Genomic DNA, 19,809 nt, shown 5'->3' with positions numbered 1-19,809 from the left:
TTCTATAAATTTGTAAAAATTTTAAAATTTAATCTAAATTCATAGATTTTTTTATATGAAATTTCAGGAGCCCGAATTGAACCAACTTTTGCAGACCTTTATACCGACCGCGCACCTTATTAAAAATACGATCGGCGATTGCGAGGTGGTCATCCACGATATGAGCACGCCGCAAAACTCCGTCGTTTTTGTCCTCGGCGACGTGACGGGCAGGAGGATCGGCCAAAGCTTCGATCATCTGATAAAGGACGTGTTGCTAAGCAAAAATTTTGAAAACGACTGCACCGCAAACTACTACTTCACCGCGCAAAACGGCAAGCTCATACGCTCCTCGACTTCTCTGATCCGCGCCGCAAACGGCAAAGTAGTAGGCGCGCTATGCGTAAATATAGATACCTCAAGCGCCATGGCGGCATACAAAGTAATAAAAAATCTGTTGCCGAATGCAAAGCTCGATAGCAAGGAGTTGCAGGGCGCAAATTTTACCGACGTAGGCTGTAATAACGCGGCATTAGATGAAGCGAGCTCAAATGACAGCGTAAATTTAGAAGCAAAAAACTCTAACGATTCGCAGCAAAATATCCTTGACATCGTCCAAGACCTGATCGCATCGGCTACGCACAATCTGGATGTAAAGGGGATGAAGAAAGAGGATCGAAAGCGTATCGTAAAATTCCTCGCGCAAAAAGGGATTTTTGAGGTAAAAGGCGCGGTGGAGCTCGTCGCAAAGGCGCTTAGGACGCAGAAAGTCACGATTTACTCGTATATGGATGAGGTAAAAAAGGAGAGCTAACCGCGGTGTATAAATTTGATCTCAAATTTAACAAACGTTGCGCGCCTTATTATCAGCGTAGCCATATGGGGTGGCGCAAATTTTAATCTGAATTTGATGAACCGATCAAAAGTGTGATGCGCCAATTCCTAGTTCATGCAGCTGTAGCGCAATAAAAGCAAAACTCATCTATTACTCGAGCTCGTAGCCCTTTGTATTCTTTAATTTCTCGTCATAATCGACTCCGTTAGCAATTCGCTTGCGCGAAGCATTGAAATCCGCTCGTATCGGGCTTTTGCGCTCGTCAAACTCAAGTGGCGCGACACCGATGATATCTGCTAGCAGATGTGCCAAATCATCGCTCATAAAAGGTTTATCTTTCGCCGCAGCTAGCCTCTGCCATAGCTTAGCGTGATCGCTCAAAAACTCGCGCGAAGCTATGAAAATCAGCGGGATTTCGTAAGTAAAGCGGCTTTCCATGCCGTGCCCAAGGCGTCCATTTTCGTATAAATTCTCGCCGTGATCGCTAAGATAGACGATGAGGCTGTCATCACCCGAAAAAATTTTAAAAATTTCACTTATGACAAAATCATTGTAAAGCACGCTGTTGTCGTAATATGCGACGACATCTTTCTGCTTGGAAGTAAGTTTTGCCTTTACGTCCGTCGCGCTAAACTTGCCAAATCCTTCGGGATAGCGCAGGCTGTAATCCATATGGCTGCCGATGAGATGGATCACGTAGAAATTTCGCTCGCTCTGCCCCGTTTTCGCCTGATTTATGAGCGGAAGCAGCACTCCGTCAGGCTTGATGCGGACGGTTTCATAAAGATTGCTCTTTGAAAGGAAGGATTCCGCGTCCGCGCGATCGGCGGCGCTTTTAGCGCTTAACGCATGTGCGCCGAAAGCCTCTTGATTGCTAATCCAAAAGGTGCGGTAGCCACTTAGCTTAAACATATCAATGATGCTAAGGTTGCGAAACCACGCCCTTTTGCGCTCGCTTTCGTAATCGCTGAAATTTAAAAGCCGCATCAGCACCTGATTAGTCGTGCCGTAAGGCGAGATTGTATCGCTAAATTTTATCAGATTGCCGCTCGCTTCGAGTTTCTCTAAAAGCGGCGTATTTTTAACGCCGTAGCCGTAGAGCGACATATGCCCGCGCTGCAAGCTCTCGCCGATTATTAGGATGATATTTTTGACGCGAGACTTTTGCAAGGCGGGGTTTGTAGTAGCGTCAGTGGTTTTGGAATTTGAAATCGCGCCGGGGCTTTGTGGTACGGAATTTAAAATCTCGCCGGAGCTCTGCGCCATAGCGCCCGAGGCAGGAGTAGAATTTAAATTTGCACCGGAATTTTGCACCTGGGCGCTTGATGCGGGCGCGGAATTTTCAGACGCGGAATCCAAGGCGGAGTTTTGCGGATCCGAATTCGTGCTGCCTCTTAAAACGCTTTCGTTCGCGCGCTTGGCCTCGTCATATCCGAGCTGCACTTCGCGCATATCGGTAATGAAATTCTTATCGCTCAGATAGTCTTTTATCGTAAAGGCAAACTCCAGCGGGACATATTGCGATAGCTTGGTTATATAGCCCTGCTTGACCCGGGAAGCTTTGACAGCGATATCCGTGCAAAAGATCGCCCCGTAGATAAGATAAAGCGCCGCTAGTAGCAATCTTAGGCGGCTATGCGTTTGCTCCCTCTTTCTCCGCCCTGCTCTTAGCGCCGCAAAGATGCAGCCAAGTAGCACCGCTAAATATAAAATCGTTGCAAAGTTAAGAAACTGCGAAATAAACTCGCGCGTCTCGGCTGCGTCGGTATGCACAAGCGCGTCGATCGCTACCACGTTGAAGCTTGAGTCAAAATTTACGATCAAAAACAAAGCCACGCTCGCAATTAGCGCAATTAGCGCTAGTAACACGAACGAAACGAGCTTAAAAAATCGGCCGCTAAGCAGGTAGCAGAGGTGAAAGATGAGTAAATTTGTGATAAATACCGCAGGGAAGCTCTCGGCGACGTAGGCAAAGATAGGTCCGTTGATCTGATAATGTATCTTAGCCCAGCATGCGAGCAGGCACAGCGCCGTAGCTAGCCAAAATGCCCTCCATACGGGACGCTCGCGCAGTGCGGCAAAAAAGCCGCGGTCGATTTTCATAAGCAAGCGCGCCACGAGCCCGCCCACTTTCGTCCGCGCCATAAGCCCGCCTATATTTGCTAGCGCTACATAAAATTTTTCTCTCATTTTATATTTCCTGCCTTGTACGAGGAGACGCGACGACGCCCACTCTGCATAGCGCGACACATTTTCGCTTTAAAATCAAGGCGCAATATTAGCCGCTTAAAGCTTTGAGCTCGCTTACTTGCGCGCTTTTACGCTTTAAATTTTACAGCTAAATTTTAAAGATACGGGGCATGGAATTGAACGGCGGAATTTTGAGGCTAAATTTTAATTGAAAGCGGATCTAAGAGCGAAGCTACAAAATGAGGCTTTAAAAAAACAGAAAGTATGAGCTAAAATCTCGGCTTTTAGAATTTTGTGGTTAGCCCGCAAACCGTCACAATAGGTTTTAAAATTTCTAGTGCGATAGGTTTCTTTCGGATAAAATTTATGCGTGAAGCGGCTGAGGTAAAATTCCAAGACGCGAGCGATGTAAAATTGTCGAAATCTAATCGCGGGCGGAATTTCGCCTTGGCAAAAGTGTAAAATTTTAACTAGTCCAAGTCGCCTTTTGTGCGAAATCTATGCGACGCTTAGGACTTCGACTTTACCGTCGAAAACCGCCATGCAGTGCTCGTAGTGGCTGGTGCGAAGTCCATCCTTACTTCTCGTGCTCCACTTATCCTCGGCGATGACCGGCGTGCCGTCCTTTTGGCAGATCATCGGCTCGATGCAAAAGACCATGCCGTTTTTGATTTTGGGGCCTGATTTTGGATTGTTGCCCTCCAGATAGTTTGGGATCTCAGGCTCTTCGTGCGGGTGCTTGCCGATGCCGTGGCCACAGAAGCCGTATAACGGCACAAAGCCGCGCGCACGGATAAATTTCTCGATCTCGAAGCTTAGTTCTTTGAAGTGCATCCCTACCCTGATCGTTTTGATGGCAAACTCTAGCGTATCCTTGCTGCATGCGATGAGATCTTCGTCGGCTTTTGAAATTTTACCGACGGGCAGAGTGCGCGCGCTGTCACCGAAATATCCGTTTAGCTTCGAGCCTAGATCGACGCCTAAGATATCGCCCTCTTGTAAGATCGTCTCGTCGGGGATGCCGTGGATGATGACCTCGTTTAGCGAGAGGCAGGCGGCGTTTGGAAATCCGTATAACCCTTTAAAAGCGGGATACGCGCCCTTTGAAGTGATGAAATCGTCGATCTTTTTATCAACTTCGAGTAGGCTAAGACCCGGCTTTATGAATGAAGCTGCGTAATCAAGGGCTTGCGCGACGATCCTGTTCGCCGCACGAAGCCCCTCTAAATCTTTTTTCGTTTTAAGTAAAATCGCCATTTATAATCCGACCGCGCTTAGGGTCTGATATTTGTTCATATAGATCTGCGCTTCGATGCGCCTCATCGTATCGAGTGCGACGGAGACGACGATCAGCACGCTGGTACCGCCGAAATAAAACGGCACGCCCATAAATTTAACGAGCAGCCACGGGATAACGGTTACGAGACCGAGATAGATCGAGCCCCAAAACGTAAGGCGGCTAGCAACTTCGTTTAAAAAGCTCGCCGTTCCCTCACCCGGACGAATGCCCGGGATAAATCCGCCCTGCTTCTTTAAATTTTCGCTTATATCTTTTGAATTAAACGCAATCGATGCGTAAAAATACGCAAAAAATACGACTAAAACAAAAGTTAAGAAGTTGAAAAAGTAGTTGCTCGGGCTTAAGAAATCGTGGATCTTTTGGATGATCGGATTGGTGCTTGCCTGCAAAATAGTGGTCGGAAACATCAAAATTGCGCTTGCAAAAATCGGCGGAATGACGCCGCTTAAATTTAGCTTGATCGGCACATAGTTCATAATGCGCTTGTTTTGATTCGCCATCAATACCTTGCGCGAAAACGAAACGGGAATCCTGCGCTCGCCCAGCTCTATGTAGATGATCACGCCGATAGTGAGCAAAACAATAGCTATGATAAGGGCAAGAATCAAGAAATTCATCTCGCCAGTATTTACTAAATTTACAGTACTTCCGATCGCTCTAGGGATGGCGCTTACGATACCTGCAAAGATAATAAGGCTGGTGCCGTTACCGACTCCGCGCTGCGTGATCTGCTCTCCGATCCACATCAAAAGCATGGTGCCTGCCAGCATCGAAATGCACGAGATAAAAACAAACTCGTTGGTATTTTCAGCCATTATCGCAGGCGCTCCGGTCTGTCCGTGGATGCCCTGCAAGCCGATGCTAACGCCGATGGATTGAACCATAGCGATTGCGATTGTAGCGTATCTGATGATCTGCATATATTTCTGCATACCGTCGCGCTCTTTTTTGAGTTTGCCTAAATTTGGAAAGGTTGCGGCGAGCAGCTCCATAATGATCGAAGCGGTAATATAAGGCATAATGCCTAGCGAAATAACGCTGAATCGCTCCGCCGCGTTACCGCTAAACATATTAAACATTCCAAAAGCGTTGTTGCTATTGTTTTGAAAAAATTGCTTTATAACCTCAACGTCCACTCCCGGAACCGGCACGTAAGCTAGCAACCTATAGGCAAAAAGAAAGCCCAAAGTAATGAGAATTTTGTTGCGTAGCGATTTATTCATTATTTTTGTCCGCTAGACTTTACATTCTCGTCTTTGATCTTGCTAGCGAGCGCTTTTGCGCCTACGCCGATCAGCTTGATCTTTTTAACGGAATTTGAAATTTTATGAACGGATTTGATGCTTTCGATCGTGATCTCACTAAGATCTTTGATAGCTTCGATTTTATCGACATTGATCACGTAAGGCTTTTCAAATTTAGAAGTAAAACCTACCTTTGGAAGCCTTCGCTGAATCGGCTGCTGACCGCCCTCGAAGCCTCTTTTTTCATGAGAGCCGGTACGCGCGGTCTGACCCTTGCCGCCGCGACCTGCAGTTTTACCTAAGCCACTTCCTTGACCGCGACCCAAGCGCTTAGTAGCGTGAGTCGAGCCTGGGGCTTTTTTAAGATTTTCTAATCCCATCTTTTATCCTTGTTAGTGTTTTAACATACTAAGAGCTTTCATCGTAGCTCTTACGACATTTGAGGAGTTGTTCGAACCTAGCGATTTAGTGAGGATATCTTTAACACCCGCAAGCTCTAAAACTGGGCGGACTGAACCGCCTGCGATAACGCCGGTACCTTCGCTCGCCGGCTTTAATAAAATTTTACTCGCATTGTATTTTACTTCAACGTCGTGAGTGATGGTAGAGCCGTTTAAATTTACCTTGATGATATTTTTAAACGCATCGTCTACCGCTTTTTTAATCGCATCGGGAACCTCTTTGGACTTACCAAAGCCAAAGCCTACCAAGCCGTTTCTATTGCCTACTACGATAAGAGCCGTAAACCTAAACCTTCTACCGCCTTTAACGACTTTTGTAACCCTACCGATATTGACAATTACCTCTTCAAATTCTTCTCTATTATACTTTTCCACAATCATTCCTTTGGGTTATAGTTTGATGCCGTTTTGGCGTAGCGACTCGGCAAAGCTTGCGATTACGCCATGATACAAATAGCCATTGCGATCGAAAATCGCTTCAGAAATGCCTTTATCTTTTAGCTTGGAGGCTAAATCTTTAGCTAAGCTAGCCGCGCCCTCTTTGTTTGCCTTTAAATTTAAAACCTTACCGCTGCTGGCGCACAAAGTCGCGCTCGCCGCGTCGTCGATAGCCTGAGCGTAAACTGTCCTATTGGATTTGAAAATAGAAATTCTAGGGCAAGATGCGACGCCTGAAATTTTAGCGCGAATCCTTCTTTTTCTCTTGATTCTTAAAGAGATCTTTCTTTTTAATACGTTCTGTGTCATTTCTCAACCCTTATTTCTTAGCTGTTTTTCCGGCTTTGCGGATGATATGCTCTTCAAGATACTTGATGCCTTTACCCTTGTACGGCTCAGGCGGTCTGAATCCTCTGATCTCGGCTGCTACTTGACCTACTTGCTGCTTGTCGTCGCCTTTGATGGTTACGACGTTTTTATCTACAGAAATTTCGATTCCTTTTGGAGATTCAAAATTTATCGGATGCGAAAAGCCCAAATTTAGCTCAAGTACTTTGCCCTTCATCGCGGCTCTATAGCCGACGCCGTTGATTTCAAGCTGCTTTGAAAAGCCCTCGGTAAGACCAAGGACGATATTGTTAGCTAAAGCGCGGTATGTTCCCCAATACGCCCTGCTCTGCCTATCCTCACCCTTAGGTGAGAATTCTATCTTTCCGTCTTCGATTTTTACATCGACATGACCTTTTAAATCAAGCTCTTTTTCGTTATTCGATTTTTTAAATTTTATCGCCGAGCCGTCGATTTTGACCTCTAAGCCGTTTGGAATAGAGATCGGTTTTTTACCAATTCTTGACATAATTTTCCTTTTTATTTGTCTAGGGTATGTCTACTTTTACGAATGGATACCACAATGCCATAAAAAGTAGAAACTTCTTACCAGATCGTGCAAAGCACTTCGCCGCCGACGCCGGCTTTGTGCGCGTCGATACCGCTCATAACGCCTTTGCTTGTGCTAACGACGACGGTTCCGTAGCCGTTTTTGAAGCGCTTGATCTCGTCTTTGCCTTGATATACGCGGCGACCCGGAGTCGAAATCCTTTTAACTTCGTTTATCACGCTCCTGCCCTTTTCGTCGTATTTAAGCACTACGTTGATGATCTTTTTATTGTTTTCCTCTACTACGTTGTAGCTCTCGATATAGCCCTTCTCGGCTAAAATTTTAAGCATAGCCTCAACGACGTTTGAGTGAAAAAGCTTAGTCGTATCTAGCCTTCGCATCGCAGCATTTCTGATGCGAGTTAGTCCATCTGAAATAAGATCGTTAATCATCTCTTCTCCTTACCAGCTTGCTTTTTTTAGACCTGGGATCAAGCCCTCGTTTGCCATCTTGCGAAGGCAAACGCGACAAATTCCAAAATCTTTATAAACGGAGTGCGGACGACCGCAAATTTGACATCTGGTATATGCGCGAGTGCTAAATTTAGCGGGGCGTTTCGCCTTGGCTACCATTGATTTTTTTGCCATATCATTTTCCTTTTGCAAAAGGCATGCCGAATAACTCTAGCAATTTAAATGCCTCTTTATCGTTATTTGTAGTCGTTACAACGGTTATATTCATACCGTGAGTTCTTAAAATTTGATCGTATTCGACCTCAGGGAACATCAGCTGCTCTTGCAAACCGAAGTTATAATTGCCGCGTCCGTCAAAGCCCGTTCTAGGTAGTCCTCGGAAATCCTTAACCCTAGGAAGCGCGATAGAGATCAGTTTGTCTAGGAAGGCAAACATCTGCTCCTTTCGTAACGTGACCATTATGCCTACCGGGAAACCTTCGCGCACTTTAAAGCCGGCAACCGATTTTTTTGCATTGACGATAAGTGCTTTTTGGCCTGCGATCAGCGAGATAGTATCTGCCATATTTTGAAGCACTTTTTGATCTTTGCTCGATTCGCCCGTTCCTACGCTGATAACGATCTTTTCAAGCGCCGGGATAAGCATAGGATTTTTTATATCAAATTCTTTCTGCAAAGCAGCTCTGATGGAATTAGCGTATTTATCTTTTAGTCTGCTCATAATCAACCCTCTACCAACGCAACGTTTGAAATATCCATAGGCATCTCTTTGCTTGTAAAGCCGCCTTGCGGATTTTGCTCGGTTGGTTTGATAGCCTTTTTAGCCATTTTACAACCCTCGACGATAACTTGAGCTTTTTTAGGAAACACGGCCTTAACGGTGCCTGTTTTGCCCTTATCGTCACCTGCGATGATCTTTACTTGATCGCCTTTTTTAATCTTAAATTTTACTGCCATTATAAAACCTCCGGAGCCAGCGAAACGATCTTCATAAAACCGCCGTACCTGACCTCTCTACCGATAGGACCGAAAATACGAGTGCCGATCGGCTCTTTTTTTGAATCCAAAATAACGGCTGCGTTCTCATCGAATCTAATTAGTGAGCCGTTGCCTCTGTGCAACTCTTTAGTCGTACGAACGACTACGGCTTTTACTACTTGACCGCGCTTAATCTTGCCGTTAGGGAGCGCTTTTTTTACAGAGCAAACGATAATATCGCCGATTGTGGCGTATCTTCTTTTGCTGCCGCCCAAAACTTTAATACACATAAGTTCTTTTGCGCCGCTATTATCAGCTACCGCAAGTCTGGTAAAACTCTGTATCATTATTCAACTCCTGTTTTCAAAACCGCTTTTAAGCGAAACGATTTTCTAGCGCTTAGCGGTCTGCACTCGATCGCAGATATGGTATCACCGATCTTTACGACGTTGTTTTCATCGTGGATCAGATATTTTTTAAACCTTTTTACGATCTTTCTATATCTAGGGTGCATAACCCTTCGCTCTACCAAAACGGTAGCTGTTTTATCGCCCGCCTTCTTTACGACTACGCCTTGAATTTCTCTTTTAAATGCCATAACCTATCCTTATTTCGCTTTAATAGCGGTGTTGATTCTAGCGATATCTTTTTTGATAGCGCGAATCTCGTTAGGATTGCTTAGCTGCATAGTTTTTAGCTTTTGTCTAGCCGTAAATAAAAGCAACTTACTTTGTTTCAACATAGAATTCAGCTCAGCCAAATCTTTATCTTTCAAATCAGTATATTTCATTTTCGCTTTCCCTACTTACGATTTTCGTTTTAAAAGGTAGTTTATGAATCGAAAGCATAAGCGCCTCTTTAGCAACCTCTTCGCTAACGCCGGTCATCTCGAAAATGATTCTGCCCGGTTTTATATTCATTACCCACTCTTCTACGCCGCTCTTACCTTTACCCATACGAGTTTGTAGAGGCTTTTTGGTAAGCGGCTTGTCTGGGAATACCTTAATCCAAATTTTAGCTTGACGATTTACGAAGCGCGTCATCGCGACACGAGCCGCTTCGATCTGGCGAGAATTTACCCTACCCGCCTCTACCGCTTTGATACCGAAATCGCCGAACGTCAAGGAATTTCCTCTCGTCGCGTAGCCGCGATTGCGACCTTTCATCATCTTGCGGTATTTTGTTCTTTTTGGCATCAACATAACTATTTACCTCTTCTTGGTCTGCGTGTTTTTTTAGGCGCATCATCGGTCTTTTCAGCCTGGATGCCTTTTTGTAAAATTTCACCCTTAAAGATCCAAACCTTAATGCCGATATTACCGTAGGTCGTATGCGCTTCGGCAAAGCCGTAATCGATCCTAGCCCTTAGAGTATGAAGCGGAACGCGTCCCTCCAAATACCATTCGGTTCTAGCCATCTCCGCACCGCCCAAGCGACCTGCGACGCAAATTTTGATTCCCTTTGCGCCTGCTTTTTGAGCGCCTTGGATGACCTTTTTCATAGCGCGGCGGAATGCAACGCGACGCTCTAACTGCATAGCTACGTTTTCCGCAGCCAAAAGTGCGTTCGAGCCTACTTTGCGCTCCTCTTTGATATTGATGGCTATGTCTTTATTGACTAGCTTAACGACTTCGCTTCTTAAATTTTCGACCTCGCCGCCTTTTTTGCCGATGATAATACCCGGTCTTGCGGCTACGATCGTTACGCGAATTTTCTTAGCCGTTCTTTCGATAAGAATTTGGCTAATTCCCGCATAATAAAGCTTGGCTTTTAAAAATTTGCGAATCTTGTAATCCTCGCCGATACTCTCGGAAAGCGTCGCTTTAGAAGGGAACCATCTAGACTCCCAATTTCGATTAATTCCTAATCTTAAACCGATCGGATTTACTTTCTGTCCCATTTACGCTTCCTTCTTACTTGGTTTTGCTACTTCGACGATGATGTGCGAAGTAGGCTTGCGGATACGGCTAGCCGTACCTCTGGCGCGCGGACGAAATCTCTTAAGCACAGGACCCGCATCCACTCGGCAGCTTGTAACTACGACCTCTTCAGGCTCAAAGCCGCCGTTTGCGACCGCGCTTGAAATCGCCGTAGCGATATATTTCGCGCCGCGATTAGGCGTAAATTCCAAAGTAGCAAGGGCGAATTCCGCATTCATGCCTTGAATTTGCTTTGCGATAAGTCTTGCTTTTGTCGGCGAAAGGCGAACAAATTTAATAGTTGATTTACTCATATTCTATCCTTACTTGCCGATCTTTTTCTGCACGGAGCCTTTGTGGCCCTTGAAAGTGCGCGTAGGAGCGAACTCGCCTAATTTATAACCGATATGATGTTCGGTAACGTAAACCGGGATAAAATTCTTTCCGTTATGAACGTTAAACGTAAGTCCGATCATCTCAGGCACGATCGTGCTTCGTCTCGACCAAGTCTTGATCGGTTTGTTATCGCCCGCTTCCTTCGCCGTAACGACTTTTTTCATTACGTGATCATCTACGAAAGGACCTTTTTTTAGCGATCTAGCCATTTTTATTTTCCTTTCCTTCTTGAAATTATAAGCTTATCGCTCGCTTTTTTATGGCGAGTTTTATAGCCCTTCGTCGGTTTGCCCCACGGAGTTACCGGATGGCGGCCGGAGTTTTTCTTACCCTCGCCACCGCCGTGTGGGTGATCAACCGGGTTCATTGCAGAACCTCTGGTTTGAGGACGGATACCTCTGTGGCGATTGCGTCCGGCTTTGCCGATGACGATGTTTGCCCACTCTTCGTTACCTACTACGCCGATACTAGCCATGCACTCTGCGAGCACTCTTCTCATCTCGCCGCTAGGCAGACGTAAAATGACGTATTTTTCCTCTTTACCCATAAGCTGAGCATAGCCTCCGGCGCTACGCGCCATTTGAGCACCTTTGCCCGGTTTTAACTCGATATTATGCAGGATGGTACCTACGGGGATATTTTTCATCTTCATCGCATTGCCCGGTTTAATATCTAATCCGCCCTCGGCAGCAGCTACCACGTCGCCCACTTTAAGATCGTTAGGTTTGATTATGTAGCGCTTCTCGCCGTCTGCGTATGAGATCAGCGCGATACGGCAGTTACGATTCGGATCGTATTCGATCGCCTCGACCTTGCCAGCAACGCCGAATTTGTTTCGCTTAAAATCGATGATTCTATAAAGTTTAGCAGCTCCTGCTTGTTTATGGCGGCTGGTAATGCGACCGTTATTGTTCCTTCCGGCTGCAGCAGGAATTTTAACAAGCAAGCCTCTAACGCTAGCTTTTGCAGTGATATCCTCGCTGCTAAGCCCGGTCATAAATCTTCTACTTGGAGTATACGGTTTATAAGTTTTGATCGCCATTTTACGCCTCCACGCTTTCTAGGCTTGTGCCCTCAGGTAGCTTGACGTAGAATTTTTTCACATCGTTTCTAGCGCCCATTTTACCTCTAAATCTTTTTACTTTGCCGTCCTGTCTTAAAGAATTTATCTTTAGCGGAGTGATCCCGAAATAGTTTTTTAAAACGCTCTTTAGTCCGTTTTTCGTAACCGACGGGCTAGTTTGGATAACGACCACGCCGTTTTCTTGAAGACCGAGAGACTTTTCCGTATAAAGGATCGTTTTGATATCTGTTATATCTGCCATTTTAGTCCTCTTTCACTATTGATTCAAATGCCGCTTTTTCGAATACGACTGAGCCGTAAACTGCGATTAGGTAAGCATTGACCTCGCTTGCATCGATGACATAGCAATTCTTAAGATTTCTATAGGCCAAAAGAGTTTGTGCGTCTAGCTCGTTTTTAACGATCAGCGCATCTCTAACGCCTAGTTTCTTAATAAAATTTGCCGCATCTTTGGTTTTACCGCTTTTTAGCTCCAAATCATCGAAGATAAAAATTTTACCCTCGTTCGCTTTCTCATTGATAGCAAATTCCAACGCAAGGCGTTTTTGCTTTTTATTGACCTTCTGCTCGTAATTTCGCTCGTTAGTCGGACCGAATGCGACCGCGCCGCCTACCCAGACATTGGTTCTCGTTGAGCCCGCACGTGCGCCACCGCGACCCTTTTGTCGCCACGGTTTTTTACCGCCGCCGCTAACCTCGGCGCGAGTTTTAGCGTTAGCCGTATTTGCGCGAAGCGAAGCAAGGTAAGATTTGACGTACAAATATAGATTGTGCGAATTGACTTCCGAAAATTTCGCAGGGATTTCAATTTCGCTTGCTTTTTCCAGTTTTTCGTTAAGCACGCTTACTTTACTCATTTTACTATCCTTATTCTGCCCATTGCGCCGTTAAATCCAGGAACCGAGCCTTTAAGCACCAAAATTTTATTCTCGGCATCGAAGCTTATGACTTCGTTTTTAGCGGTGATCGTTTCGTTTCCAGTGTGTCCTGCCATCCTCATACCAGGCTGAACGCGACCCGGCCACTCGCAGTTACCAATAGAACCAGGCCTTCGGTGAAAGCGGCTACCGTGCGCTGCAGGACCGCCTGCAAAGCCATGGCGTTTAATAACGCCCTGATAGCCTTTGCCCTTGGATTTAAAGCTTACTTTGACGATCTTGGCTTCGCTCAAAACATCTAAATTTTGATCGCCAAGCTCGGCATTTTCTAAGCTTAGTGTTGCGAATTTATTAAATTCCTTGCTTAGGCTATATTTCTTTTGAATGCCGGCGATAGCTTTATTATGCGCTTTTCCCTCTGCGTAGGCTACGATAGCTTTTTTCTCATCGCAAACTTCGCAAATTTTGGTATTGATAAGTCGTAAAAGCGTCACGGGCGTGCTGCTCGTGTCGATCGTCCTACTCATACCTATTTTTTCTACAATATATTCCATTGTTTTACCCCTTATTTGCCCATCGCGTGAACTTCGACGTTGACTTCCGGAGCCAAATCAAGCTTAGTTAGCGAATCAACCGTATCTGGCGTAGCCGCTACGATGTCTAGCATACGAGCGTGAATTTTCATCTCAAACTGCTCTCTGGAGTCTTTATTTACGTGCGGAGATCTTAAAACGGTGTAGCGTTTAATCTTCGTAGGCATCGGCACGGGACCTCTGACGTCCGCACCTGTTCTTTTTACGGCTTCAACGATAGCCGAAACTGTGCGATCTAAAACTCGATGGTCATAAGCCTTGAGTTTTAACCTAATTTTTTGCATCACTTTTCCTTAATAAAGAACTTGTCGCAACGCGCGACCCTTTGTTTCAAACAAAAGACGCACATTATATAAAAGCGCTTCCTCTTTGTCAAGAAAATAACCAAATTTTATGGAAATATTTCCTTTTAATAAGGAAAAATATATAGAATTTCGAAAATTTTTAGGGTGCTGGAAATTTTCAATACAAAAATTTTTAGATAAATTTAAAATAGATATAAAAATTTCATAGGATTTTTCAGATTTATTTCCTTTTAATAAGGAAAATTTTAAAATATCCACTATGAATGATCTAAAATTTTTTTATGAAAATCCGCCGGAATTTGCAAGCTTTATCCCGCGCAAAAAATATGTAAACTCTCCCAAAACCATAATCTACGGAGTGCTAAATTCCGGCAAAAGCGCCGTGCTAAAAAATGAAATTTCAGAACTTAAAAAAGATGAAATTTTGTACCTAAATTTAGCCGATCTACGCCTTGAAGAGGCGGTAGCGAATGATGCAATTTTTGCAGCTAGAAATAGCGCAGGCGATACAAAGGCTAGCGAAGTAAATGAGCATGAAATAAGCAGAGAAGCTACACTTGGCGCGGATATTTCGGATATAGATAAATTTTATCGCGCCGCCGCAAAAAATACAGATACAAAAAACGCAAGCACAGGCAGTTCAAACAACACAAAAAATGCGGAGTTCTACAGCGCAAAAAATAGGAGCGAGAATTTCTTCTGCGAGATCAAAGAATTTTTAGCCGCCAACGAGCAAATTTCATCGCTTTTTTTGGATAATTTTAGTAGCGCCGATTTTGAAATTTCATCGCTTCAAAGCTTCGCCGAGGGGCTAAATTTAAAGCGTTTTATAATTTCTACTCGCGATAAAGAGTTAGTTTTGCCAGGCTTTGAGCGGATTGAGCTTTTGCCGCTTTCGTTTGAAGAATTTATCGCCTTCGACAAGCGTCACAACGAAATAAACTCGATGATTTCGGCGTTTTTAGCCCAAGGCGGCGGCGCAAAAAACCCCTTCATAACCCCCGCTGAAATTTTAGAATTCGAGCAGAGGCTGCTTACGGCAAACTTTAGCCGCACGGAGATTTTAATCCTCAAAGAGTGCCTAAGCTTCGTCCACGCCGCATTTAGCGCAAATAAAATTTACACCGCGCTAAAGCCGCGCATCAAGATCTCCAAAGACGCCGTATACGGCACTATCGCCAAACTTGAGCGGGAAAATTTCATCAGATTTTTAAGCAAAGCTGGCGAGCCCGCGCGCGCAAAAAAATTATATTTTTCGCATTTTAATATGCGCGAAATTTTAACGAGCAAAAAGGACTTCTCGAAAAAATTTGCCAACGTCCTTTTTTGCGAGCTTTTGGGGCTAAATACACCAATTTTTTACACAAAAGAGCTGGATTTTTACCTGCCTGCTCTAAAGATGGGGGTTCTCGTCATTCCTTTCAGCGACGCGGACATTATCTTTTTAAAATTCCGAAAAATTTTAAGTGTGCTCAAAAAGCTTGGCATCACAAGTTTAAAAGTTGTGTCTATGGCAAACTCCGGTAGGCTCGAGATTGAGGGTATCCGCTGCGATGTCGTGCCGTTTCACGAATTCGCGCTTAGCTTCTGATTTATTGACATTTCATATCATAAAAATATAAATTTTATGATATAATTTTGGCAAACCCATATCAATTACGCAAGGGAAAGCCGATGATCAAATTAAAAGATAAACTCATTTATGAAACTCTAAAACTGGTCGAATCGCAAGGCGAAGAGGGGCTTTTGTGTCGCAATAAGCAAAGCGATGCAGAGTTTATGAGACCCGTGAACGAATTCGCAGCCGCGAGCGGACGCAACTATACTTCGATCAAATCGACTCTCGATATAATTCATAAAAACTGGGGCTATCTGCAGCGCGAAAGCATTAAGGACACGGGGCTTGATGCGGGCAAGGCGTCGAAGATTTTCATCTACCGCCTATGCGAGTCAGGGCGAAGCTTTATCGAAAAATACGAAAAAGCCCTCGTCCAAAACGCCGACAAATAGTTCAAGATTAAAAATTTTAAGCGCCAATTAGATAGAATTCTTTAATTTCACGTGGCGCGACAAAATTTCGTTTTATACGACTCGCCTTAAAAAAAGGAGATGAAAATGCTAGATTTTATAGTAAAAATGTTCGCATGGAAAGCTGAGTGGGAGGTAAAAAAGGAATATGACAAAGAATTTGGCGATCTATCCTCCATGCGCTCAATCTTGCGCTTTATAATACTTCTTATCATACTTAGCATTTTGATTAAATTTCAATTAAGCGTATGAAAGATACATTTTTAGACATTGCGCTCGTTTTATTCGGCATCGCCATGCTTGTTGCGATGCGACAAAAATCTTTATTAAAATTTATAATTTTCGTCGTGATTTTAGCGCTCGCCAGAGAGTTAATCATCAGGCTTTATGCCTAGTTTAGGTGAAACCGATGCGGGTGGAATTTAAACAACAAAATGACGGCGCGGCGAAATTCGGCGGGAGCAAATTTTAAATTTTGCCGTAACTACACTATGCTTTTATCGTCGTTAGTAAATTCTACCGCACTTCAAGAATTGCCGCATCTACAAATCTAGCCTTTATCGTCAATGATAGATTTATCCGCGCCGAGGATTTGCGCTTGATGCCGCGTTTTCTGCTATTAGTGGCGGATTTCGCTCGTGCAAATGCGACGGAATTTCACTTGTGCGAACACGGCGGATTTTTTGCGGTGGCAGCAAAAATTATAAACCAAATGAGCGGGTTAGGGCGTAAATTTTATAACGCTATAACGCTTAAATTCCGCAGAAGCCTAAATTAATGCGATACAAATGTGAAATTCAAGCAAAAATTTTAAATTTAGTAGCAAAATTCCACACGCTGAAATCTTAAAATTTTATTTCATAAAATTCCGAAATTTAGGAATTAAATTTTGCAGTGAAGCGACGAATTTTACCTCAAAATTAAAATTCTCGCGCAAACCGGCTCGAAATTCCGCCCTGCTTACTCCACGTATCCGATAAATTCGCCATCGAAAGTATGTCTAACGTCGCCGCGAAAGTAAATTTTACCTCCATCTCCTAAGCGCAAATTTAGCATTTCGCCGCTTGCAGGTATCACGCGGATGTCGGGAGCTAGCCCCATATTTTCGACGCCTGCGATGAAGCATGCTGCCATCCCCGTACCGCATGCGAGAGTTTCTGCCTCTACGCCACGCTCAAAGGTGCGCACCTTTAAAATTTTGCTTGCGAGGCGACTTTGAACTAACGCATAATTAACGTTAGCGTTATACTTTTCGCGCAGGTCGCGGGCCAGCGCGGCGTCGAACTCATTTAAATCGCTAACAAAAGTTACTAAGTGCGGCACTCCTGTGTTATAAAAATACCACGTTAGCCCTGCCTCCTCAAAGCTTTCGCCCAGGCGCTTAGGATGAGTTAACATTACCTCGACGTTAGCTACTAACGCGTGAGCATTAGGACGCAGATTGAAAATCTCGCCAAAGCTTACATTGCGTAGCTCGCCTCGCATGCTCTCGCTCAAATTTCCGCCGAAAATACCGAAAATTTCACCGCTAATTACGCCTGCGCCGCTTAGGAATTTCATACTCTGCGCGGCCAAAAAATTTTCATACGCATACATGCATACCGCTCGCGAGCCGTTGCCGCACATATCGGCGCTACTGCCGTCGCTATTATAAAATTCCCACTCAAAGTTTATCCCCTCGATACCGTTAAACTTCGGTAGCACGACGATGAGCCCGTCAGCGCCTACTCCATCGCGCCTATCACATAGCTCACGCGCTAACTTGGATCTATCCGCCTTAACCGAATCCGTAAAAATCACGAAATCATTGCCGCTCGCATTATATTTTGAAATTTTCATCATTTACCTCGCAAATTTTTAAAATTACTAACGCTCACTAGCGATTTATTAAAATTTTACTTCTATCTAAATTTAAGCGCATCGCTTATTCCTAGGCTTTACTAAGACTCAATTTACTAACGTATCTTCTTTCGTGAGCCCATTTTGTTATGCGTTTTCGCGCTTGATGTTAGAGCCTCTCATCTCATAGTCTCTAAATGCTCGCAAGCATCAAATCTTCCGAGCTTGCAAGCTTTTTCATAGAGCTTGCGCGCCTTCTTTTTATCTTTCGTCACGCCCCAGCCTTTTTCGTATTGATACGCTAAATTTGAGCAAGCTAGCGGCTCGCCACCATTCTCGCACGCCTCGCTAAAATACTTCGCGGCAAGCGCGTGATCCTTTTGCCCGCCGTCGCCTTTGAAATACGTAACGCCCAAATTTACGCACGAATCCACGTGTCCTTGCTCGCAAGCCCTCGTAAAAAATGTCCTGGCCCTGTCCGCGTCTTTTTTCACGCCTTCGCCCAGAGCGTAGCTAAGCCCTAGGTTATGGCACGCCTCTACTTGCCCCATCTTGCAAGCCTTAATCAAAAGCTCAATCGCCTTTTTCGTGTCGGGATAGACGCCGAGGCCCTTTTTATAGTTGTATGCGAGGCTCGCGCACCCCTCGCTGCTGTTTTTCTTGCAGGCGTCGCTAAAAAGCTCATTCGCCCTCTTGCGATCCTGCGCCACCCCCTGCCCGTCGTTGTAGAGCAGCCCTAAATAGACGCAGCCTTTCTGCTCGCCGAGCTTGCACGCCCTGTCGTAATAACGCGCGGCCTGCCTGAAGCTTCTATTTGAGTCGTATGCGTAGCCTAAATTTGCGCAATCTAGCGCATTTTCCTCGCCGCCTGCGTCGCAGTTGCGCTGCAGCTCATTTATCACGCGGCTTAGTTTTTTACAATCCATCTCGCTTCCCGCGGCGCAACCTTTTCTTAGATCGTCGATCTCCGCCGAAGCGCCCGTCGCAAACAGCGCGGAGAGCAAAACCGCTCGCGCCGTAAATTTCAACTGCTCTTTAAGCGGCGCGCTTTTAAATTTTTGAAATTTAGCGCCCTTTTGGGCACAGCTACCGATCCTCATCGCCTTCTCCTTTATTTTCAACTCATCTCAATTCGCGTATAAATTTTTACGAGCTCTCGCGCAAAGGGCTAAATTTTATCTTTTAGCTCTTTTAAAAATCTCTCCACCGCGGCCTTAAGCGCGGCAAGATCGCCACTATTGTCTATCACAAAGTCCGCCATGTCGCGCTTTTGCTCTATGTCCGTTTGCAGTTCCACGCGGTGCTTTGCGGCGACATGATCCAGCCCGTTTCGCTTCATCACGCGCGCTATCAGCGTATCTTTAGGCGCATAAACAACCGCTACTTTATCAAAAAACTCATACCTCTTGCCCTCAAAAAACAGCGGAATATCGACGAAAAAAAGCTTTCCTTTCGCCTCCAAAGCCTGCGCCTGCGATAAAATTTCGGCCGTTATCTTTGGATGCAGTAGCGCTTCTAGCTTTGCAAGCTCCACAGGGTTTTTAAACACCAGCTTGCCTAGCTTTTTGCGATCTACTGAAACGCAAGGGGCGGATAAAATTTCCCCATCACCGCTAGCGTCAAATTCCGCATGTAAACTCAAATTTTTAGCTTTCACGTCTTTTTGCACGACGTATTGCGCGCCGAAAATTTCAGCCACTTGCGCGGCGCAGCGATCCAAAACGTCATGCGAAATCTTATCGGCATCGATAATCTCAAATCCGCGATCACGAAGCAGCTCGCAAACCGCGCTCTTGCCGCTTCCGATGCTGCCCGTGATGACGATGGAGTGTTTAAATTTCAAGGTGAGCCTTTATAGCGTTTTTATTCGATTTTAGCTAAAATCTGCGAAATTATACCATCTTGGAGGATAAAATTTGATAAGCTACAAAGACGCTGGCGTCGATATAGACGCGGGAAATGACTTCGTAAACGCGATAAAACCATTCGTCA

General features: G+C 44.9%; 29 protein-coding genes and 1 pseudogene. 4 read left to right on the top strand and 26 right to left on the bottom strand.

The genetic code is table 11. From position 1 onward, the window contains the following. Positions 1–76: 76 nt before the first annotated feature. Positions 77–793, top strand: a complete 717-nt coding sequence (locus Q0323_RS10885; RefSeq protein ID WP_298054424.1) for a PAS domain-containing protein — start codon at positions 77–79, stop codon at positions 791–793. A 171-nt stretch (positions 794–964) separates the two neighbouring features. Here the strand turns inward: Q0323_RS10885 and Q0323_RS10880 are convergent, their stop codons facing one another. From Q0323_RS10880 to rpsJ, 23 genes and pseudogenes are all read right to left on the bottom strand, one after another. Then, positions 965–3,004, bottom strand: coding sequence for a sulfatase-like hydrolase/transferase (locus Q0323_RS10880; protein ID WP_298054422.1), 2,040 nt, complete (start codon positions 3,002–3,004; stop codon positions 965–967). Between the two features lie 498 nt (positions 3,005–3,502). Beyond that, positions 3,503–4,261 carry a type I methionyl aminopeptidase gene (map, locus tag Q0323_RS10875; RefSeq protein ID WP_297923258.1) on the bottom strand — a complete coding sequence of 253 codons (759 nt, stop codon included), beginning with the start codon at positions 4,259–4,261 and terminating at the stop codon, positions 3,503–3,505. Then, a complete protein-coding gene (secY, locus tag Q0323_RS10870) occupies positions 4,262–5,527 on the bottom strand; it encodes a preprotein translocase subunit SecY (RefSeq protein WP_297990172.1) in 1,266 nt (421 codons plus the stop codon). It lies immediately after the preceding gene. Continuing rightward, positions 5,527–5,928, bottom strand: coding sequence for a 50S ribosomal protein L15 (gene rplO / locus Q0323_RS10865; RefSeq protein ID WP_005868985.1), 402 nt, complete (start codon positions 5,926–5,928; stop codon positions 5,527–5,529). Before rplO ends, secY begins: the two co-directional genes overlap by 1 nt. 12 nt (positions 5,929–5,940) lie before the next feature. Then, positions 5,941–6,384, bottom strand: a complete 444-nt coding sequence (rpsE, locus tag Q0323_RS10860) for a 30S ribosomal protein S5 (protein WP_297915221.1) — start codon at positions 6,382–6,384, stop codon at positions 5,941–5,943. 15 nt (positions 6,385–6,399) lie between these two features. After that, positions 6,400–6,756, bottom strand: a complete 357-nt coding sequence (gene rplR / locus Q0323_RS10855; protein WP_005868987.1) for a 50S ribosomal protein L18 — start codon at positions 6,754–6,756, stop codon at positions 6,400–6,402. A 10-nt stretch (positions 6,757–6,766) separates the two neighbouring features. Further along, positions 6,767–7,303 (bottom strand): 50S ribosomal protein L6, encoded by a 537-nt coding sequence (gene rplF / locus Q0323_RS10850; protein ID WP_298054419.1) that lies wholly within the window; start codon positions 7,301–7,303, stop codon positions 6,767–6,769. Between the two features lie 77 nt (positions 7,304–7,380). Beyond that, on the bottom strand, positions 7,381–7,776 hold the full coding sequence (gene rpsH / locus Q0323_RS10845) for a 30S ribosomal protein S8 (protein WP_005868989.1): 396 nt from the start codon (positions 7,774–7,776) through the stop codon (positions 7,381–7,383). Positions 7,777–7,785: 9 nt separating this feature from the next. Continuing rightward, positions 7,786–7,971, bottom strand: a complete 186-nt coding sequence (locus tag Q0323_RS10840; RefSeq protein WP_005868990.1) for a type Z 30S ribosomal protein S14 — start codon at positions 7,969–7,971, stop codon at positions 7,786–7,788. Between the two features lies 1 nt (position 7,972). After that, complete coding sequence (gene rplE / locus Q0323_RS10835; protein WP_291938590.1) at positions 7,973–8,518, bottom strand: 50S ribosomal protein L5; 546 nt, start codon at positions 8,516–8,518, stop codon at positions 7,973–7,975. A 2-nt stretch (positions 8,519–8,520) separates the two neighbouring features. Continuing rightward, positions 8,521–8,754 carry a 50S ribosomal protein L24 gene (rplX, locus tag Q0323_RS10830; RefSeq protein ID WP_005868992.1) on the bottom strand — a complete coding sequence of 78 codons (234 nt, stop codon included), beginning with the start codon at positions 8,752–8,754 and terminating at the stop codon, positions 8,521–8,523. Beyond that, positions 8,754–9,122 carry a 50S ribosomal protein L14 gene (rplN, locus tag Q0323_RS10825; protein ID WP_005868993.1) on the bottom strand — a complete coding sequence of 123 codons (369 nt, stop codon included), beginning with the start codon at positions 9,120–9,122 and terminating at the stop codon, positions 8,754–8,756. The genes rplX and rplN overlap by 1 nt, the downstream gene beginning before the upstream one ends. Further along, positions 9,122–9,373: a 30S ribosomal protein S17 gene (rpsQ, locus tag Q0323_RS10820; protein WP_005868994.1), complete on the bottom strand. Its 252-nt coding sequence runs from the start codon at positions 9,371–9,373 to the stop codon at positions 9,122–9,124. The genes rplN and rpsQ overlap by 1 nt, the downstream gene beginning before the upstream one ends. A 9-nt stretch (positions 9,374–9,382) precedes the next feature. After that, positions 9,383–9,565, bottom strand: coding sequence for a 50S ribosomal protein L29 (rpmC, locus tag Q0323_RS10815; protein ID WP_005868995.1), 183 nt, complete (start codon positions 9,563–9,565; stop codon positions 9,383–9,385). Beyond that, complete coding sequence (rplP, locus tag Q0323_RS10810; protein WP_005868996.1) at positions 9,552–9,977, bottom strand: 50S ribosomal protein L16; 426 nt, start codon at positions 9,975–9,977, stop codon at positions 9,552–9,554. The genes rpmC and rplP overlap by 14 nt, the downstream gene beginning before the upstream one ends. Before the next feature lie 2 nt (positions 9,978–9,979). Then, the gene (rpsC, locus tag Q0323_RS10805) at positions 9,980–10,675 is read right to left on the bottom strand and encodes a 30S ribosomal protein S3 (protein ID WP_005868997.1); all 696 of its coding nucleotides are present in this window, start codon (positions 10,673–10,675) and stop codon (positions 9,980–9,982) included. A gap of 21 nt (positions 10,676–10,696) precedes the next feature. Next, positions 10,697–11,008: pseudogene (gene rplV / locus Q0323_RS10800) on the bottom strand (50S ribosomal protein L22); the annotation flags it as partial. A 9-nt stretch (positions 11,009–11,017) separates the two neighbouring features. After that, positions 11,018–11,299: a 30S ribosomal protein S19 gene (rpsS, locus tag Q0323_RS10795; protein ID WP_298054417.1), complete on the bottom strand. Its 282-nt coding sequence runs from the start codon at positions 11,297–11,299 to the stop codon at positions 11,018–11,020. A 2-nt stretch (positions 11,300–11,301) separates the two neighbouring features. Next, positions 11,302–12,132 (bottom strand): 50S ribosomal protein L2, encoded by an 831-nt coding sequence (gene rplB / locus Q0323_RS10790; RefSeq protein WP_298054414.1) that lies wholly within the window; start codon positions 12,130–12,132, stop codon positions 11,302–11,304. A gap of 1 nt (position 12,133) precedes the next feature. After that, complete coding sequence (locus tag Q0323_RS10785; protein WP_298054412.1) at positions 12,134–12,415, bottom strand: 50S ribosomal protein L23; 282 nt, start codon at positions 12,413–12,415, stop codon at positions 12,134–12,136. A 1-nt stretch (position 12,416) separates the two neighbouring features. Continuing rightward, positions 12,417–13,031: a 50S ribosomal protein L4 gene (gene rplD, locus Q0323_RS10780; RefSeq protein WP_005869006.1), complete on the bottom strand. Its 615-nt coding sequence runs from the start codon at positions 13,029–13,031 to the stop codon at positions 12,417–12,419. After that, positions 13,028–13,606: a 50S ribosomal protein L3 gene (rplC, locus tag Q0323_RS10775; protein WP_298054411.1), complete on the bottom strand. Its 579-nt coding sequence runs from the start codon at positions 13,604–13,606 to the stop codon at positions 13,028–13,030. The genes rplD and rplC overlap by 4 nt, the downstream gene beginning before the upstream one ends. A gap of 11 nt (positions 13,607–13,617) precedes the next feature. Beyond that, on the bottom strand, positions 13,618–13,929 hold the full coding sequence (gene rpsJ / locus Q0323_RS10770) for a 30S ribosomal protein S10 (protein WP_005869011.1): 312 nt from the start codon (positions 13,927–13,929) through the stop codon (positions 13,618–13,620). Positions 13,930–14,209: 280 nt separating this feature from the next. Here rpsJ and Q0323_RS10765 point away from each other — a divergent pair, with 280 nt between their 5' ends. The 3 genes from Q0323_RS10765 to Q0323_RS10755 all read left to right on the top strand — a co-directional run bounded on the left by Q0323_RS10765 (position 14,210) and on the right by Q0323_RS10755 (position 16,230). Further along, on the top strand, positions 14,210–15,541 hold the full coding sequence (locus tag Q0323_RS10765) for a hypothetical protein (RefSeq protein ID WP_298054408.1): 1,332 nt from the start codon (positions 14,210–14,212) through the stop codon (positions 15,539–15,541). 83 nt (positions 15,542–15,624) lie between these two features. Next, positions 15,625–15,960, top strand: coding sequence for a hypothetical protein (locus tag Q0323_RS10760; RefSeq protein ID WP_298054406.1), 336 nt, complete (start codon positions 15,625–15,627; stop codon positions 15,958–15,960). Positions 15,961–16,065: 105 nt separating this feature from the next. After that, entirely contained in the window at positions 16,066–16,230 is a 165-nt protein-coding gene (locus Q0323_RS10755; protein ID WP_298054403.1) for a hypothetical protein, read from the top strand. Positions 16,231–16,938: 708 nt separating this feature from the next. Here Q0323_RS10755 and dapF read toward each other — a convergent pair. From dapF to coaE, 3 genes are all read right to left on the bottom strand, one after another. Beyond that, positions 16,939–17,817 (bottom strand): diaminopimelate epimerase, encoded by an 879-nt coding sequence (gene dapF, locus Q0323_RS10750; RefSeq protein WP_297897678.1) that lies wholly within the window; start codon positions 17,815–17,817, stop codon positions 16,939–16,941. Between the two features lie 179 nt (positions 17,818–17,996). Continuing rightward, positions 17,997–18,917 (bottom strand): tetratricopeptide repeat protein, encoded by a 921-nt coding sequence (locus Q0323_RS10745; RefSeq protein WP_297897680.1) that lies wholly within the window; start codon positions 18,915–18,917, stop codon positions 17,997–17,999. A 68-nt stretch (positions 18,918–18,985) separates the two neighbouring features. Then, positions 18,986–19,660 (bottom strand): dephospho-CoA kinase, encoded by a 675-nt coding sequence (gene coaE / locus Q0323_RS10740; protein ID WP_297897682.1) that lies wholly within the window; start codon positions 19,658–19,660, stop codon positions 18,986–18,988. Positions 19,661–19,809 lie beyond the last annotated feature (149 nt).

Origin of the sequence: uncultured Campylobacter sp., from assembly GCF_938030145.1 — a bacterium.
GTDB lineage: Bacteria > Campylobacterota > Campylobacteria > Campylobacterales > Campylobacteraceae > Campylobacter_B.
The sequence above is the reverse complement of the archived record's forward strand: the minus strand, read 5'-3'. Positions and strand labels throughout refer to the sequence as shown.